Annotated in this window: 17 protein-coding genes; 8 read left to right on the forward strand and 9 right to left on the reverse strand. The window is 71.8% G+C overall.

The features are described from left to right. Positions 1 to 2: 2 nt before the first annotated feature. Genes E8D34_RS18625 through E8D34_RS18640 form a run of 4 tightly spaced genes read right to left on the reverse strand, consistent with a single transcriptional unit; the run spans position 3 to position 3,533 of the window. Entirely contained in the window at positions 3 to 1,070 is a 1,068-nt protein-coding gene (locus tag E8D34_RS18625) for a nitronate monooxygenase (protein WP_136596157.1), read from the reverse strand. Continuing rightward, positions 1,067 to 1,852 carry a CoA-transferase gene (locus E8D34_RS18630; protein ID WP_136596158.1) on the reverse strand — a complete coding sequence of 262 codons (786 nt, stop codon included), beginning with the start codon at positions 1,850 to 1,852 and terminating at the stop codon, positions 1,067 to 1,069. Before E8D34_RS18630 ends, E8D34_RS18625 begins: the two co-directional genes overlap by 4 nt. Next, on the reverse strand, positions 1,849 to 2,745 hold the full coding sequence (locus E8D34_RS18635; protein ID WP_240771456.1) for a CoA-transferase: 897 nt from the start codon (positions 2,743 to 2,745) through the stop codon (positions 1,849 to 1,851). Before E8D34_RS18635 ends, E8D34_RS18630 begins: the two co-directional genes overlap by 4 nt. Then, complete coding sequence (locus E8D34_RS18640) at positions 2,742 to 3,533, reverse strand: enoyl-CoA hydratase family protein (RefSeq protein WP_136596159.1); 792 nt, start codon at positions 3,531 to 3,533, stop codon at positions 2,742 to 2,744. The genes E8D34_RS18635 and E8D34_RS18640 overlap by 4 nt, the downstream gene beginning before the upstream one ends. Positions 3,534 to 3,575: 42 nt before the next feature. Between E8D34_RS18640 and E8D34_RS18645 the strand changes: the two genes are divergently transcribed. From E8D34_RS18645 to E8D34_RS18675, 7 genes are all read left to right on the forward strand, one after another. Further along, a complete protein-coding gene (locus tag E8D34_RS18645; RefSeq protein WP_136596160.1) occupies positions 3,576 to 4,370 on the forward strand; it encodes an SDR family oxidoreductase in 795 nt (264 codons plus the stop codon). Continuing rightward, positions 4,367 to 5,248 (forward strand): SDR family oxidoreductase, encoded by an 882-nt coding sequence (locus E8D34_RS18650; RefSeq protein WP_136596161.1) that lies wholly within the window; start codon positions 4,367 to 4,369, stop codon positions 5,246 to 5,248. Before E8D34_RS18645 ends, E8D34_RS18650 begins: the two co-directional genes overlap by 4 nt. Before the next feature lie 155 nt (positions 5,249 to 5,403). Beyond that, positions 5,404 to 6,453, forward strand: a complete 1,050-nt coding sequence (locus E8D34_RS18655; RefSeq protein WP_136596162.1) for an ATP-binding cassette domain-containing protein — start codon at positions 5,404 to 5,406, stop codon at positions 6,451 to 6,453. A 2-nt stretch (positions 6,454 to 6,455) separates the two neighbouring features. Next, on the forward strand, positions 6,456 to 7,118 hold the full coding sequence (locus tag E8D34_RS18660; protein WP_136596163.1) for an ABC transporter permease subunit: 663 nt from the start codon (positions 6,456 to 6,458) through the stop codon (positions 7,116 to 7,118). Beyond that, the gene (locus E8D34_RS18665; protein WP_136596164.1) at positions 7,115 to 7,903 is read left to right on the forward strand and encodes an ABC transporter permease; all 789 of its coding nucleotides are present in this window, start codon (positions 7,115 to 7,117) and stop codon (positions 7,901 to 7,903) included. Before E8D34_RS18660 ends, E8D34_RS18665 begins: the two co-directional genes overlap by 4 nt. Continuing rightward, complete coding sequence (locus E8D34_RS18670) at positions 7,900 to 8,832, forward strand: ABC transporter substrate-binding protein (RefSeq protein WP_136596165.1); 933 nt, start codon at positions 7,900 to 7,902, stop codon at positions 8,830 to 8,832. The genes E8D34_RS18665 and E8D34_RS18670 overlap by 4 nt, the downstream gene beginning before the upstream one ends. 24 nt (positions 8,833 to 8,856) lie before the next feature. Beyond that, a complete protein-coding gene (locus tag E8D34_RS18675; protein ID WP_136596166.1) occupies positions 8,857 to 10,068 on the forward strand; it encodes a serine hydrolase domain-containing protein in 1,212 nt (403 codons plus the stop codon). Between the two features lie 25 nt (positions 10,069 to 10,093). Here the strand turns inward: E8D34_RS18675 and E8D34_RS18680 are convergent, their stop codons facing one another. Beyond that, positions 10,094 to 11,257 carry a steroid 3-ketoacyl-CoA thiolase gene (locus E8D34_RS18680; protein ID WP_136596167.1) on the reverse strand — a complete coding sequence of 388 codons (1,164 nt, stop codon included), beginning with the start codon at positions 11,255 to 11,257 and terminating at the stop codon, positions 10,094 to 10,096. 164 nt (positions 11,258 to 11,421) lie between these two features. Between E8D34_RS18680 and E8D34_RS18685 the strand changes: the two genes are divergently transcribed. Then, positions 11,422 to 12,657, forward strand: coding sequence for a cytochrome P450 (locus E8D34_RS18685; protein WP_240771457.1), 1,236 nt, complete (start codon positions 11,422 to 11,424; stop codon positions 12,655 to 12,657). A gap of 91 nt (positions 12,658 to 12,748) precedes the next feature. Here E8D34_RS18685 and map read toward each other — a convergent pair whose 3' ends face one another. The 4 genes from map to E8D34_RS18705 all read right to left on the reverse strand — a co-directional run bounded on the left by map (position 12,749) and on the right by E8D34_RS18705 (position 16,770). Beyond that, positions 12,749 to 13,516, reverse strand: coding sequence for a type I methionyl aminopeptidase (gene map / locus E8D34_RS18690; RefSeq protein WP_136596169.1), 768 nt, complete (start codon positions 13,514 to 13,516; stop codon positions 12,749 to 12,751). A 64-nt stretch (positions 13,517 to 13,580) separates the two neighbouring features. Beyond that, positions 13,581 to 14,741, reverse strand: a complete 1,161-nt coding sequence (locus E8D34_RS18695; protein ID WP_136596170.1) for a thiolase domain-containing protein — start codon at positions 14,739 to 14,741, stop codon at positions 13,581 to 13,583. Then, positions 14,741 to 15,796 carry a thiolase domain-containing protein gene (locus tag E8D34_RS18700; protein WP_136596171.1) on the reverse strand — a complete coding sequence of 352 codons (1,056 nt, stop codon included), beginning with the start codon at positions 15,794 to 15,796 and terminating at the stop codon, positions 14,741 to 14,743. Before E8D34_RS18700 ends, E8D34_RS18695 begins: the two co-directional genes overlap by 1 nt. Positions 15,797 to 15,810: 14 nt before the next feature. Then, on the reverse strand, positions 15,811 to 16,770 hold the full coding sequence (locus E8D34_RS18705; protein ID WP_136596172.1) for an OB-fold nucleic acid binding domain-containing protein: 960 nt from the start codon (positions 16,768 to 16,770) through the stop codon (positions 15,811 to 15,813). Between the last annotated feature and the right edge of the window lie 47 nt (positions 16,771 to 16,817).

Consider the following 16,817-nt stretch of genomic DNA (forward strand, 5'->3'; position numbering starts at 1 on the left):
ACTCACACGACGTAGGCGGAGGCGCGACGCAGCTCGGCGGCGGCCTGGGTGACCACCCGGTCGACCAGCTCCTCGCACGTCGGCAGGTCGTCGATCACGCCGACGACCTGGCCGCTGGCCAGCACGCCGGCGGTGGTGTCGCCCTCGACCAGTCCCGCCTTCAGCATCATCGGGGTGTTCGCCGCCAAGGCCATCTGGCCCAGGGTGCGGCCCTGGCGCTTGCGCATCTCCCGGCCGTCCTTCAGCAGCTCGGTCCAGGACATCCCGGACTCACGCTTGAAGGCCGCGGTGCGTCGCAGCGTCGGCCCCATCCGGCGTACCGCGCTGGTCTCCTCCAGCTCCTCCACCAGGTCGGTGCGCAGCATCCGGTGCGGCATCCCGTCCACCTTGGCGGTGACCACGGTGTCGGTGAGGCCGCGCTCGAGGTAGAGCTGCTTGACCGCGTCGGGCACCGCGCTGTCCTGGGTGAGCAGGAACCGGGTGCCCATGCCGACCCCGGCGGCGCCGTAGGAGAGCGCCGCGGCCAGGCCGCGCCCGTCGAAGAACCCGCCGGCGGCGACGACCGGGATGTCGACCGCGTCGAGCACCGTCGGCAGCAGCAGCGTGGTGGGCACCGGACCGGTGTGGCCGCCGCCCTCGCCGCCCTGCACCATCACCGCGTCGGCGCCCCAGGCGGCGACCTTCTTGGCGTGCTTGGCGGCGCCAATCGAGGGCATCACCACGACGTCGTGCTCCTTGAGCCGGGCGATCAGCTCCGGCTTGGGGGCGAGCGCGAACGAGGCGACCTTCACCTCGTAGTCGATCAGCAGCCGGCAGCGGTCGGCGGCGTCGCCGGCGTCGGCGCGCAGGTTGACGCCGAAGGGGGCGTCGGTCCGGCTCTTGACCTCGATGATCGCCTTCTCGAGCTCGTCGAAGGTCATCGTCGCCGACGCCAGGATGCCGAGGCCGCCGGCGTTGGCGGTGCCGGAGACCAGGCGCGGCCCGGAGACCCAGCCCATCCCCGTCTGGACCACCGGGTGCAGGACGCCGACCAGGTCGGTGAACGGCGTGCGCAGCAGCTGGCCGATCACGCGGACGCCCCCGCGGCCTGTGCCGTCGGCTCGGGCACCTCGCGGAACCGGAGGCCCTTCGGGTCGAGCACCTCCCGGATGACCACCAGCTCCTCCAGGGTGGGCTCGCGGGTGGTGGGCACCTCGGCGGGGATGTCGAGCGTGAACCCGGTCGCGGCGACCACCCCGTCGACGGTCACGCCGGGGTGGACGCTGCGCAGCCGCATGGTCCCGCCCGCGCCGTTGAGGTCGAAGACGCCGAGGTTGGAGACGACCCGGTGGATGTCGTTGTACTTCGCGGCCGCCGGCCCGGCCGCCGCCGCGCGGGCGGGACCGACGCCGGAGACGATGTCCACCTGCTCCACGAAGACCCGGGGGGAGTGGCGCGGCACCCAGTACGACGTGCGGTTGTTGACCGTGTTGCCCGGCGCGCCGCGGGAGCCGAGCAGCTGGCGCTTCGGCTGGGCGAAGTCGCCGATCGCGGAGATGTTCTGGTTTCCGTGCTGGTCGACCTGGGTGGCCCCCATCATCACGTGCCGCTTGCCGTAGGCGACGACGTCGAAGACCTTGCGGAACGGGATCCAGCCCTCGACCACGTCGCCCTTCGCGAAGAGCGGCGGCACCCCGGCGAGGAAGAGCGACTCGCCGTCGGAGATCACCAGGTCCGGGTTCGAGGTGAGCTTGGCCAGCCGGACGCCGAGCATCGGCAGCATGCCCATCGGGCTCGCGAAGATCTCGCCGTCCTCGGCGAACGCGTCCGCGATCGCGGCGGCGCAGACGTCCGCCCTGCTGTAGTCGGTCACTTCCCGGCCTCCTCGGTGAACGCGCTGACTGCTGCTTGGTACGACGCCTCGTCGCCGGCCAGGAACCGGTCGTGGAACGCCTGCCACTCCTCCTCGGACCCGCCCGCCGCGGCGGCGTAGGCCTTCTGGAACCGCTCGTCCCGCTCGTAGTCGGGGGTGCAGGTGGTGAAGTGGGCGCCGTTCGGCGTCTCCACGACGCCGTCGACCATCATCCGGCTGACCAGCAGCCGCTGGACCGGGGTGTCGACGGTCAGCCCGGCGGTGTCGACCACCTGCTCGGTGGAGAGGTAGGTCCGGTCGGCGGCCATCGCGAAGAGGTCGTCGAAGTACGGGTCCGGGCCGAGGTAGGTCGCGTTGCCGTGCATGTCGGCCCGGTTGAGGTGGATCAGCGCGGCGTCGAGGTGGAGCGCCGGCACCGCGACCAGCTCCTCGCGGACGCCGTCGCTGTCGGCGTACGGGCTGGTGACGGTCTGCAGCCAGGGGTTGTTGACCATCACGTCGGAGCCGAGCCCGGCCCGCATCGGCAGGAACGGCAGCCGCTGAGCCGCGGCCCGCAGCCCGGTCTGGAACATCCCCTCGTCGAGCTCGACGACCTCCGGGATCGCCTTGGTCTGGCGCGCCCTCTGGAAGTTCGGCTCCAGCGGCACCGAGTCGAGCGAGACGAAGGCGTAGACCAGCTTGCTGATCTTGCCGGCCCGGGCGAGCAGGCCGACGTCGGCGCCGCCCCAGGAGACGATCGTCAGGTCGGTCAGGTCGGAGTTGTACAGCGCCCGGACCAGGGCCATCGGCTTGCGGCGCGGACCCCAGCCGCCGATCCCGATGGTCATCCCGCTCTCGAGGGACCCGACCACCTCGTCGATGGTCATCCGCTTGTCGCGCGGCTTGCGGCTCACTTGCTCTCCTTGCTGGTGGTCTGGCTCGTGCTGGTGCCGTTGCTCTTGGCGGTGCCCGCGAACTCGTCGCGGAGCTCGTCGCTGACGCCCATCAGGTTCAGCTCGAAGGTGAACCCCTGCTCCCAGCGGTAGGACTTGTTGACGTCGACGGGCTCGATGCCGTTGAGGGCCTCCTTGGCCGCGCGGATCACCCGGGTGTCCTTCGCCGCGATGTCGCGGGCGACGCGCAGCGCCGACTCCAGCAGCTCCTCGCGGGGCACGGTCTCGAGGACGCTGCCGAACCGGACCAGGTCGCGGGCCGGGATGGTCCGGGCGGTGAAGTACAGGGTCCGCATCATCTGCTGCGGCACCAGCCGCGCCATGTGGGTCGCGGCGCCGAGCGCGCCCTGGTTGACCTCCGGTACGCCGAAGTAGGCGTCGTCGCTGGCGACGACGACGTCGGCGTTGCCGACCAGGCCGACGCCGCCTCCGACGCAGAAGCCGTTGACGGCGGCGATCACCGGGACCGCGCACTCGTAGACGGCCTTGAAGGCCGCGTAGCAGCCCTTGTTCGCGCCGAGCAGGGCGTCGAAGCCGTCCGAGTGCTGCATCTCCTTGATGTCGACGCCGGCGTTGAAGCCCTTCCCCTCGGCGCGGAGCACCACGACCTTCGTCGCGGGGTCGGCGCTCGCCTCGTCCAGGGCGGTGGCGACGTCGAACCAGCCCTGCACCGTCAGCGCGTTGACGGGGGGCGCGGCCATGGTGATGACGCGGATCCCGTCCTCGCGCAGCTCGCTGGTGATTGTCATGCCCAGGAGCCTACCAAGCATTTGCTTGGTAGGGTACGAGCCATGTCACTCTCGATCGATCTCGCCGGCCGCGTCGCCCTGGTCACCGGCGGCGCGCGCGGCATCGGCCGCGGCATCACCGAGGTGCTCCTGGAGGCGGGAGCCACGGTCGTGACCTGCGCCCGCTCGGAGGCGGAGCCGCCGGTCGGCGCGAAGCACCGGATCTGCGACGTCCGGGACGCCGAGGCGGTGGCGGTCCTGCTGGATGGGATCGTCAGCGAGTACGGCCGTCTGGACCTCGTCGTCAACAACGCCGGCGGCGCGCCGTACGCGATGGCGGCGGAGGCCTCCCCGCGCTTCCACGACAAGATCGTCGGCCTCAACCTGATGTCGTCGCTGCTGGTCAGCCAGGAGGCCAACCGGATCATGCAGCGCCAGGAGGGCGGCGGGTCCATCGTGAACATCTCCTCGGTCTCCGCCAGCCGACCCTCGCCCGGCACGGCGGCGTACGGCGCGGCGAAGGCCGGTGTCGACGCCCTGACGACGTCACTGGCCCAGGAGTGGGGGCCGAGGGTGCGCGTGAACGCCATCGACGTCGGGCTGGTGCGCACCGCGGACACCGCGGACCACTACGGCGGGGACGAGACCGTCGCCGAGATCGAGTCGACCATCCCGCTGGGCAGGATGGCCGACGTCGCCGAGATCGGCCGCGTCGCCGCGTTCCTCGGCAGCGACCTCGCGTCCTACGTCTCCGGCGCTCGCGTCGCCTGCCACGGCGGCGGCGAGATGCCGGTCTTCCTCTACATCGCTCAGAGCGCCGCCGCTGCGGCATCCACCCAGTCCAAGGAGGACAAGTGACCAGACTGCTCGAGGGCCGCGTCGCGATCGTGACCGGGGCCGGACGGGGGATCGGCCGGGCGCACGCGCTCGAGCTCGCCCGCCACGGGGCCAAGGTCGTCGTCAACGACTACGGCGTGACGCTGGCCGGCGAGGACAGCACCGAGAGCCCGGCGCACGAGGTGGTCGCCGAGATCGAGGCGCTCGGCGGCGAGGCCGTGGTCAACGGCGCCGACGTCGCGGACTTCGCCGCCGCCGAGGCGATGGTGCGTCAGGCGATCGACACCTTCGGCGGACTCGACATCCTGGTCAACAACGCGGGGTTCGTCCGCGACCGGATGCTGGTCAACACCTCCGAGGAGGAGTGGGACGCCGTGATCCGGGTGCACCTCAAGGGCCACTTCGCGCCGCTGCGCCACGCCGGCGCCTACTGGCGGGCCGAGGCCAAGGAGGGGCGCCAGCGCGCGGCCCGGGTGATCAACACCTCCTCCGGCGCCGGCCTGCAGGGGTCGGTCGGCCAGGCGACGTACTCCGCCGCGAAGGCGGGCATCGCCGGGCTGACGCTGGTCGCGGCGCAGGAGATGGGCCGCTACGGCGTCACCGTCAACGCGATCGCTCCGGTGGCCCGCACGCGGATGACCGAGGGCGCCTTCGACACCTCCGCGATGGCTCTGCCCGAGGACAACTCGCCGATCGTCGCGTGGCTCGCCTCCGAGGAGGCCGGCGACGTGACCGGTCGGGTGATCGAGATCGACGGCAGCCGGCTGACCGTGGAGAGCGGGTGGCGCCACGCCGCCGCCGAGGACCGCGGCCAGCGCTGGGAGGCGCTGGAGGTGGGGCCCGCGCTGCGCAAGCTGCTGGCGGCCTCGCCGGCGCCCGAGCCGGTCTACGGCGCCTGACGGCACGGCGGGCCTGCGCCCGAGCCGGCTTCGGTCTGGCCCACCGGCGCAGGTCCGACCCGCGAAGGTTTGTTTGTGCCAGGCTGGGGCAGACGTCGGGTGGTCGCGGTGTCCTGCGCGCCCGCACTCACCGACCGAGCGACGGAGGCCACCAGGTGATCGAGTTCGACAGCGTCACCAAGCGGTACCCCGACGGGACCATGGCCGTCGATGGTCTCTCCGTGACCGCACCGAGCCACCGGATCACGGTCTTCGTCGGCCCCTCCGGCTGTGGCAAGACCACCTCGTTGCGGATGATCAACCGGATGATCGACCCGACCGAGGGCCGGATCACGATCGACGGCGAGGACGTCTCGACGCAGCCGCCGGCGCTCCTGCGGCGCTCCATCGGCTACGTCATCCAGCACGGCGGGCTCTTTCCGCACCGCACGGTCCTCGACAACGTGGCGACCGTCCCGGTGCTCTCCGGCACCACCCGCCGTGCGGCCCGCGCGGCCGCGCTCGACCTGCTGGACCGCGTCGGCCTGAGCTCCGAGCTGGGGGACCGCTACCCGGCCCAGCTCTCGGGGGGCCAGCAGCAGCGGGTCGGTGTGGCCCGGGCGCTGGCCGCCGACCCCCCTGTCCTGCTGATGGACGAGCCCTTCTCCGCGGTCGACCCCGTGGTGCGCGAGGACCTGCAGAACGAGCTGCTCAGGCTCCAGGCGGACCTCGCGAAGACGATCGTGATGGTGACCCACGACATCGACGAGGCGATCAAGCTGGGCGACCGGGTCGCGGTCTTCGCCGCGGGCGGCCGGATCGCCCAGTACGACACCCCCGAGGACCTGCTGGCCAACCCCGCCGACGGTTTCGTGCGGGGATTCGTCGGCAGGGACCGCGGCTACCGTGGGCTCTCCTTCGCCGACGCGTCCGAGGTGCCCGTGGCACCGGTCGGCACGGAGATCGAGGGGCTGACCCTGCTGCGCGATGCGGACGGCCGCCCGACGGCGTGGCGCGGTCCGGCGGGGGAGTGGCCGGTGAGCGGCACGTTCACCGTGGGGGACAGCGTGCGCCGGGTGGCCGATCTGGTGCTGCTCTCCCCGGCCAGCGCAGCGGTCCGGGTGGACGGTGCCGGACGGGCCGACGGGATCGTCGGGCACGCCCGCCTGGCGGCGTACGTGCGGGACCGGCAGCTCGCGCTGCTCGAGAACGGCGAACCGGTCTGAGCATGCTCCAGGAGATCGCCGACTACATCCGCGTGAACCACGCGGTGATCCTCGACGACCTGGTGGCGCACGTCTGGCTGGCGCTCCTCCCGGTGGCGATAGCGCTCGTGCTGGCGCTGCCGCTCGGCTGGCTGGCGCAGCGCTTCGGCTGGGCGCGTCACCCGCTGCTCACCCTGAGCAGCGTGGTCTACACGATCCCCTCGCTCGCGCTCCTGCTGCTGCTCCCCGGCGTGATCGGGACCAGCATCCTCGACCCGGTCAACGTGGTGATCGCTCTCGCCCTGTACAGCCTCGCGCTGCTGGTCCGCACCACGGCGGACGGCTTCGGGTCGGTCCCGTCGGAGGTGCTGGCGTCGGCGACGGCGATGGGCTACCGCCCGCTGCGCCGCTGGTTCGCCGTCGAGCTGCCCCTGGCGCTCCCCGTCGTCCTCGCCGGCCTGCGGGTGGCGACGGTGGCCAACGTCAGCCTGGTCAGCATCTCCGCGCTGATCGGGATCCAGAGCCTCGGCCAGCTCTTCACCCGCGGGTTCCAGCTCGGCTTCTACGCCCCGCCGATCCTGATCGGTCTGGTCCTCTCGGTGCTGCTCGCGGTCGTCGCCGACGCGGGCATCGTCGCGGTGCAGCGACTGCTGACCCCGTGGGCCCGGGCAGGGGGCGCCCGGTGAACGGCGACACCCTCTCGTTCCTCCTCGACCCGGCCAACTGGGCGCTGGGCGACGTGGACGGCTTCCCGCACCGGATCCTGCAGCACCTCGGCTACAGCGCGCTGGCACTCGCGATCGCCTTCGCGATCGCCTTCCCCGCGGGCCTGGTGATCGGGCACTCGGGGCGCGGCTCGTTCGCGGTGATCAGCCTGGGCAACGCCGGCCGCGCGCTGCCCACCCTCGGCGTGGTGATGCTGGCGCTGGCGGCGGTCGGCATCGGACTGCTCCCGGTGACGATCGCGCTCGTGGTGCTGGCCGTGCCGCCGATCCTGACGTCGACCTTCGCCGGCGTCCGAGCGGTGCCGGCCGAGGCGGTCGACGCCGCGCGAGGAGTGGGCATGACGCCGCGACAGGTCCTGCTCGGGGTCGAGCTCCCGAACGCGCTGCCGATCATCCTCGGCGGCTTCCGCAACGCCACCCTGCAGGTGATCTCCACCGCCACCATCGCGGCGTACGTCGGGCTGGGCGGGCTCGGCCGGTACCTCTTCGACGGGCTCGCGCTGCTCGACTACCCGCGGGTGGTGGGTGGCGCCGTCGTCCTCGCGGTGCTCGCCGTGGCGGTCGACCTGGCGCTCGGCGGGGTCCAGCGGATCCTCGTCTCGCCCGGCGTCGACGGCCGGGCCGGTCGCGGCCCTCGGCAGCCCGCCCGTCGCCGATCGAGGCGCTCCGACTCGCTTCCCACCCGGACCCCGCGCGAGCGGGCCCCGGCGCACGTCCCATCACTCACCGAGAGGCACACCGCATGATCCGTTCCATCGGCACACGTCCGTTCGCTCTCCTCGCGGGTCTGCTCATCGGCGCCGCCGCCCTCACCGGCTGCGGCGGCGACGACGGCGACCCGCTCAGCTCCGGCGGGAGCGACGCCGGCACCATCGTGATCGGCTCGGCGAACTTCCCCGAGTCCGAGCTGTTGATGCAGATGTACGCCCAGGCGCTGGAGGCCAAGGGTCTGACGGTGGAGACGAAGCCGAACATCGGCTCCCGCGAGGCCTACATGCAGGCGTTCGAGCAAGGGGACCTCGACCTGCTCCCCGAGTACAACGGCGCCCTGCTCGCCTACCTCTCCGGCGGCACCCCGCCGGAGGACGTGAGCTCGCCCGACGACGTGTACGCCGCGCTCCAGGACGTACTGCCCGACGGCAGCGAGACCCTGGACCAGGCGGCCGCCGAGGACAAGGACACCCTCACGGTGACCCAGGAGACCGCTGACAAGTACTCGCTCTCGTCGATCGAGGACCTGGCGCCGGTCGCGGACGAGCTGACGGTCGGTGCCAGCCCGGAGTTCAAGGAGCGGTACCAGGGCCTGGTCGGGCTCGAGGAGCTCTACGGCGTCGAGTTCAAGGAGTTCAAGACGCTCGATGCGGGCGGTCCGCTCACCGTCCAGGCGCTCAAGAAGGGGAACATCGACGTCGCCAACATCTTCTCCACCGACTCCAGCATCTCGACCAACGGCTGGGTGGTCCTGGACGACCCGCAGAACCTCTTCCTGGCCCAGAACATCCTTCCCCTGATCCAGTCGGACAAGGTGACCGCCGAGGTGGGCGACGCGCTCAACGGGCTCTCCGCGGTGCTCACCACCGACAACCTGACCGAGGCGCTGGCCCGGGTGCAGGTGGACAAGGAGGACTCGGCGACGGTCGCCGCGGACTTCCTGTCCCAGAACGGCCTGACCTGAGGCGGTCCCGCCTAGGCTGACCGCATGAGTCGCAGGGCCGCCACCGCTCCGGGGGCGGCCCTGCTGCTCGTCTCGCTGCTGGTCTGCCTCGCGCTCGCGGGGTGCGAGCGCGGGGCGGCGTCGCCGGGGACACCGAGCGCCGAGAGCGCGAACGGCTCGTCGAGCCAGAACGGGTCGTCGAGCCAGAACGGCACCTCGGGCCCGACGGCGGTGCCGTCAGGCGTGGCTCCCGCGGCGCGCGAGCTCGGCTTCGCCCCCGCGGCGCTGCGCCGGCTGGCCCGGGACGCCCGGAGGGCCGCCTCGCGGTGCCTGCTGGTGGCGCGCCACGGGACCGTGGTCGGCGAGTGGTACTGGCGCGGCGGCGGCCCGGACGTCGCGCAGGAGGTCTTCTCGGTCACCAAGTCGGTGACCAGCACCCTCGTCGGGCTGGCGCAGGCCGACGGCGACCTGTCGATCGACGACCGGGCCTCGCGGTACATCCCGCAGTGGCGCGGCACGGCCTCCGCGGGGGTGACGGTCCGCCACCTGCTCAGCAACGACAGCGGCCGGGAGTGGAGCGTCGAGAGCGACTACCGGGACCTGCTCAGTGCCCGGGACCGGAGCGCCTACGCGGTCGGACTGGGCCAGGACGCCCCGCCGGGCACCGTGTGGGCCTACAACAACGCCGCGATCCAGACGCTCGACCGGGTGCTGCGGAACGCCACCGGTCAGGCTCCCGGCGACTACGCGCAGGAGCGGCTCTTCGGCCCGCTGGGCATGGCCGACACCCGGATGACACGCGACTCCGCGGGGCGTAGCGACCAGGTCTTCTTCGGCATGCAGTCCACCTGCCCCGACCTGGCGAGGTTCGGCCGGCTCTTCGCCCAGCGCGGCACTTGGGAGGGTCGCCAGGTGCTGCCCGCGTCGTGGGTGCGGGCCGCGGTCGGTCAGCCGTCGCAGGACCTCAACGCGGCGTACGGGCTGCTGTGGTGGCTCAACCGTCCGGGGCCCGTGCGGAGGCCGCTGGACGAGCGCGACCCCGGGCTGCCGCCCGGGGTCGACAGCTCGGGGCCGCTGGTGCCCGACGCGCCCGAGGACGCGTTCGCCGCGCTCGGCTTCGGCGGTCAGATGGTGCTGGTCGACCCGGGCAGCGGGACCGTGGTGGTGCGCCTGGGCGACACGACGGCGCTGCCCCGCAGCGACGGTTACTCGATCCAGGACGCCGCGCGCGTGCTCACCGAGGCGTACCGACCCTAGGACACGCGCCGGGGCGGCGGTGTGCTCAGATCCGCTCGAGCACGGTGCCGGTGGCCATCGCGCCTCCGGCGCACATCGAGATCAGCGCGGTGGAGGCGTCGCGGCGCTCCAGCTCGTGCAGCGCCGTCGTGATCAGCCGGACCCCGGTCGCCCCGACGGGGTGACCGAGCGCGATCGCGCCGCCGTTGACGTTGACCTTGTCCAGGTCGACCGCGTGCTGGCCGGCCCAGGAGAGCACCACCGAGGCGAAGGCCTCGTTGACCTCGAAGATGTCGAAGTCGCTGATCGCCATCCCGGTCCGGTCCAGGATCCGCTGGGTGGCGTCGATCGGGCCGTCGAGGTGGAAGTAGGGGTCGGAGCCGACCAGGCAGTGGCTGCGGATCCGGGCGCGCGGGGTGAGTCCCAGCGCTCGGGCCCGGTCCTCGTCCATGATCAGCAGCGCTGCCGCGCCGTCGGAGATCTGGGACGAGGTGCCGGCCGTGTGCAGGCCGTCCTCCAGCACCGTCCGCAGGTTCGCCAGTCCCTCGACGGTGGTCTCCCGCAGGCCCTGGTCGGTGTCGACGATCCGGGTCTCGCCGGTCGGCTTCCCCTCGGCGTCCAGGACCGGCGCCTCGATCGGGGCGATCTCCCGCTTGAAGCGGCCCTCCTCGACCGCCACCTTCGCCTTGGCCTGGGAGGCCGCGCCGAAGGCCTCGAGGTCGGCCCGGCTCAGGCCGCGGTGGCGCGCGATGCGGTCGGCCGCCTCGAACTGGTTCGGCATGTCGATGGTCCAGTCCTCCGGGCGCGGGTCGCCCAGGCCGGGCGGCACGTTGGCGCCCAGCGGGATCCGCGACATCGACTCGACGCCGCAGGAGACGCCGACCTCGATCGTGCCCGCGGCCACCAGGTCGTTGACCAGGTGGCTGGCCTGCTGCCCCGAGCCGCACTGGGCGTCGAGGGTGGTGCCTCCGGTGTGCTGCGCGAGGCCGGCGTGCAGCCAGGCGCGGCGTACGGCGTCGTTGGACTGCTCACCGGCCTGGGTGACGATGCCGCCGATCACCTGCTCGACCGCGTCGGAGTCGATCCCCGCGCGGCGCAGCACCTCGGCTTGCACGAAGCCGAGGAGGTTCGAGGGGTGGACGCCGGCCAGGTGGCCCTTGCGCTTGCCCAGGGGGGTACGGACGGCTTCGACGATGACAGGGGTGCCCATGGCCGCAATCTAACACCCGAACTAGAACAGGTTCTAGATGATCCCGACTCGCGGTAATGAAAGCCTTTCATGTTTGGCCGACGGTCTGTAGTCTTCCGTGAGAACGTGTTCTCTGTGGCGCGCGCCACAGGGCGATGCCGCCCGACGACGAAAGGTTTCTCCACGTGACCGAGCTGCTGCTGCCGGAGGGCTGGGACCCGACGAATCCCGACATCAACGCCGTCGCCCTGCCTCACGAGGAGTTCAAGGCGCTGCGCCGGAACGAGCCGATCCACTGGGTCGAGCAGGTGCCCGAGGCCCGCGCCGGCTTCCTCGACACCGGGTACTGGGCCTGCACCCGGCACCAGGAGGTCCGCGAGGTCTCCAAGGACAACGAGAACTGGTCCACGGCCGAGAACGGCGTGATCATCCGTTTCGGCGAGGACATGACGCGCGACCAGGTCGAGGTGCAGCGCGCGATGCTGATCCACCACGACCCGCCGTCGCACACCAAGATGCGCGGCATCGTCTCGCGCGGCTTCACCCCGCGCGCGATCGCCACCCTCAAGGAGAACCTGCGCGAGCGGGCGTACAAGATCGTCGAGGAGGCCGTCGCCCAGGGCTCGGGTGACTTCGTCGAGGACCTCGCCGCCGAGCTGCCGCTGCAGGCCATCGCCGACTTCCTCGGCGTCCCGCAGGAGGACCGCAAGAAGCTCTTCGAGTGGTCGAACCAGATGATGGCCTACGACGACCCCGACTTCGACATCGACCCCGCCGTCGCCTCCATGGAGATCCTGGCCTACTTCGACCAGCTGGCGAACGACCGCCGGGAGAACCCCCAGGACGACATCGTCACCAAGCTGATCCACGCCGGCGAGGACGACGGCCACGGGGCGCTCACCAACGACGAGTTCGGCTTCTTCGTCATCCTGCTCACCGTCGCCGGCAACGAGACCACCCGCAACGCGATCAGCCACGGCATGCACGCCTTCTTCCAGAACCCCGAGCAGTGGGAGCTGTGGAAGAACGAGCGGCCCGAGACCATGGTCGACGAGGTCATCCGGTGGGCGACCCCGGTGACCGTCTTCCAGCGCACGGCCAAGAAGGACACCGAGCTCGCGGGCCAGCCGATCGCGAAGGGCGACCGGGTCGGTCTCTTCTACGCCTCGGCCAACTTCGACGAGGCCGTCTTCGAGGACCCCTTCACCTTCAACATCCTGCGCGACCCCAACCCGCACGTCGCCTTCGGCGGCCACGGGGCGCACTACTGCATCGGTGCCAACCTGGCGCGCATGGAGATCAAGCTGATCTTCGACGCGCTCGCCGACATCGCGCCCGGGATCAGCCTCGCCGGCGAGCCGAAGCGGCTGCGCTCCGGCTGGCTCAACGCGATCAAGGAGATGCAGGTCAACTACAAGTGACCTGACCAGGATTCTCGGGTACGCCGACGGCCCGGTCCCTCTGGGGGCCGGGCCGTCGTGTGCGTGGAGGTGCCGGGTCGGTCGCGGTCGGTCAGTCGCGGGCGGTCAGCACGATCGGGTCGCCGTCGGTGATCGCGACCGTGTGCTCGACGTGCGCACCCCGCGAGCCGTCCGCGGACCGGATCGTCCAGCCGTCGGGGTCGAAGGTGATCTCGTCGGTGGTGTGCAGGAACCACGGCTCGATGGCGATCACCAGGCCGGGCTTGAGCTTGAGGCCGCGACCGGCGCGGCCGTCGTTGGGCACGTGGGGCTCGCCGTGCATGGTCCGGCCGACGCCATGGCCGCCGAACTGGAGGTTCACCTTGAGGCCGGCCTCCGCGGCCACCGAGCCGATCGCGAAGGAGATGTCGCCGAGACGGTTGCCGCCCCGCGCCGCCGCGATGCCGGCGTCCAGGGCGCGCTGGGTGGTCGCGATCAGGGCCTCGTCCTCGGGGCGCGGCGTGCCGACGATCACCGAGAGGGCGGAGTCGGAGACCCAACCGTCGACCGACGCGGCGAAGTCGACGGAGAGCAGGTCGCCGTCGGCGAGCGTGTAGTCGAAGGGAAGGCCGTGAAGGACGGCGTCGTTGACCGACGTGCAGAGCACCTTCCCGAACGGCCGTGCGCCGAAGGAGGGGTGGTAGTCGATGTAGCAGGACTCGGCGCCGGCGTCCTTGATCATCCGGTGCGCGAGCTCGTCGAGCTCGAGCAGGTTCACCCCGACCGCCGCCTTCTCCTTGAGCGCGGAGATGACGGAGGCGACGAAGCGTCCCGCCGGACGCATCTGCTCGATCTGGGTCGGGGTGCGCAGTTCGATCACGGGCAGAGTCTACGGCCCCCGGGGCGGCGTGCCGATCTCGCGAGCACGCCGCCCCTGGTGCGCGTCAGTTGCTGGGCTTCTCCGCCCCCAGCACCCACATCGAGAAGAACTGCGACCCGCCGCCGTAGGCGTGACCGAGCGCGCGCCGTACGCCGTCGACCTGGTGCTCGCCCGCCGCGCCGCGGACCTGGAGGGCGGCCTCGCCGAAGCGGAGCATGCCGGAGGCGCCGATCGGGTTGGAGGAGAGCACGCCCCCGGAGCAGTTGACCGGGAGCCGGCCGTCGATCGCGGTCTCGCCGGCCTCGGTCAGCTTCCAGCCCTCGCCCTCGGCGGCGAACCCCAGGTTCTCCAGCCACATCGGCTCGAACCAGGAGAACGGCACGTAGATCTCGGCGGCGTCGATCTCCTCGAGCGGGTCGGTGATCCCCGCCTGCTTCCAGAGCGCGGCGGCGGCGTCACGGCCCGCCTGCGGGTTGACCTGGTCCCGCTCGGCCGCCGTGGTCGGCTCCGAGCGCATCACCGTGCCGTGGATCCAGGCCGGGTTGGGCGACGCCTTGGCGACGTCCTCGGCGGCGATCACGAGGGCGCAGGCGCCGTCCGAGGACGGGCAGGTCTCCTCGTAGCGGATCGGGTCCCACAGCATCTGCGAGGCGAGCACCTGCTCGACGGTCTTCTCCTCGCGCAGGTGTGCGTAGGGGTTCTTCAGGGCGTTGGTGCGGTCCTTGGCCGCCACGATCGCCCCGATGTGCGTCGGCGCGCCGGAGCGGCGGATGTAGGAGCGCACGTGGGGTGCGAAGTAGCCGCCGGCGCCGGCGTGGACCGGCATCACGAACGGCACCGGCACGGAGAGCGCCCACATCGCGTTGGACTCGGACTGCTTCTCGAAGGCGACCGTCAGGACCTTCTTGTGCACCCCCGCCTGCACCAGCGAGGAGGCCACGATGGCGGTCGAGCCGCCCACCGAGCCGGCGGTGTGCACCCGCAGCAGCGGCTTGCCGGCCGCCCCGAGCGCCTCGGCCAGGTAGAGCTCGGGCATCATCACGCCCTCGAAGAGGTCCGGGGCCTTGCCGACGACGATCGCGTCGACCTCGTCCAGGGTCATCCCCGCATCGGCCAGGGCGCGGTCCATCGCCTCGCGGCACAGGCCCGCCATCGACACGTCCTCGCGCTTCGCGCGGTGGTGGGTCTGGCCCACACCGATCACAGCGGCCGGCATCTTGCCCATCAGTTCCGTCCCTCCATCACGCACACCAGGTTCTGCTGCAGTGCCGGCCCGCTGGTCGCGTGGGCGAGCACCCTGTCCGCGGTCCCGTCCCAGATCCGGCGAGCCGCCTCGCCGATCCGGATCGCGCCGCCGGTGAACATCGGGTTGCCGGCCAGCGCGCCGCCGGACGGGTTGATCCGGGTATCGGTCCCGAGGCCCAGCTCGCGGCGGAGGATGAGCTCCTGGTGGCTGAACGGCGCGTGCAGCTCGGCGACCTCGACGCCGGCGACCCCGCCGACGGCCTGCGCCGCCCGGGCCGCCGAGGCGGACCCGGTGAGGTCCCGGGTGCCCAGGTGCAGTCCGTCGGCGTAGTGCGCCAGGCCGCTGATCCAGGCCGGACGCTCGCGCACGTCGCGAGCCCGGTCGCCGGCGGCGAGCACGATGGCCGCGGCGCCGTCGGTCACCGGCGCCGCGTCGTGCTTGCGCAGCGGGTCGGCGAACATCGGTCGCGCCAGCAGGTCCTCGACCGAGGAGCCGCCCGACCGTACGGCGTACTCGTTCTTCTCGGCGTCGGTCAGGGACCGGTTGACCACCTCGGCCATCGCGGCCTCGTCCCAGAGGCCGGCGTCGATCCCGAGGCGCGCCTGCAGCGCGGCGATCGAGACCGTGTCCGGCCACAGCGGGGTCATCGTGTACGGGTCGAGCTGCAGCGCGAGCGTGCGGCGCAGCACGCCCGCGGAGGACTTGCCGAAGCCGAAGACCAGTGCGGTGTCCACCTCGCCGGTCTGGATCTTCAGCCAGGCCTCGTAGAGCGCCCAGGCGGCGTCCATCTCCACGTGCGACTCGTTGACCGGCGGGAGCACGCCGATCGCGTCGATCGCGCTCACGAAGGAGAAGGAGCGGCCGGCCAGGTAGTCCGAGGAGCCGGAGCACCAGAAGCCGATGTCCTTCTTGGTCCATCCGGTCTGCTCGTAGCACTCCGCGAAGAGGGGGACGAGCAGCTCCGCGCACTGCGGCGACCCGTCATAGTCCTGCATCTGTCGCTGGGCGAACCCGACGACGGCGACGTCACGCATGTCTTCCTCGCCTCTCAGAGGTGGTGCTGGTAGGTGGCGTACTCCGCGTCCGGCTCACCGGTCGGCGCGAAGTGGCTGATGTTCTCGATCGTGGTGCCCCACTCCTCGCGGGGCTTCCAGACGGCCTTGACCCGCAGGCCCATCCGGATCTCCTCGACCGGGATGTCGAGGATCAGGTGCTGAACGGCGATGTCCGCGCCGTCGAGCAGGACGTACGCCGAGACGTAGGGCGGCGTGATCTTCTGGCCCAGGAAGGGCACGTTCACGATGCAGAACGTGGTGACGGTCCCGGTGTCGGAGAGCTCGACCTCCTCGCTGGTCGGCACGCCGTCGGTCGGGCACGCCGGGCGCGGCGGGACGTAGACCTTCTGGCAGGCCGGGCAGCGCTGGCCGATGATCCGGCCCTCGGCGAGGCCGCGGTAGAACGCGGACTCCTCGGGGGAGGCGGCGTAGGTGTAGTCCAGGCTGGTCGGCGTGACGATGCCGGTGACCGGCTCGGCGTCCGCGTCGCCGCTCGTCGGGGCGGCGGCGGGCGCGTCGTCCGGAGCGGGCTCGAAGATCACATCGGTGATCGAGCCGGTGCGCTCGGCGGCCCACCGTGCACGCACGCGCAGCCCGGAGTGGATCGCCTCGGGCGAGTCGACGTCGACCGCGTGCAGCAGCGGCGCGTCCGCGCCGTCGAGCGTGACCAGGGCGAACGCGAAGGGACGGTCGAAGGGCTGACCGGCGACCGGCTCGCTGACCCAGGTCCACGACGTGACGGTGCCGGTCGGGGCGAGGTTCACGAAGTCGGTGGTGGCGGCGTGCGTCACGGGGTCGAACTCGGGCGGCGGTACGACGACACGACCGTCGCTGGTCCGGGCGCCCACGAAGGTGCCGTCACGGAGGCCCGTGAGGAACCGGCCGAGCACCGGCCCGACCGAGCGGGTGTAGTCGAAGGACACCGTGACCGGTGCCGAGAGTGTGCGGCTCATGGCCGAAAGTGAAACACGTTCTACTATTGGCGACAAGCATTCGCCAG

The organism is Nocardioides sp. GY 10113 (assembly GCF_004919105.1).
Taxonomy (GTDB): domain Bacteria; phylum Actinomycetota; class Actinomycetes; order Propionibacteriales; family Nocardioidaceae; genus Nocardioides.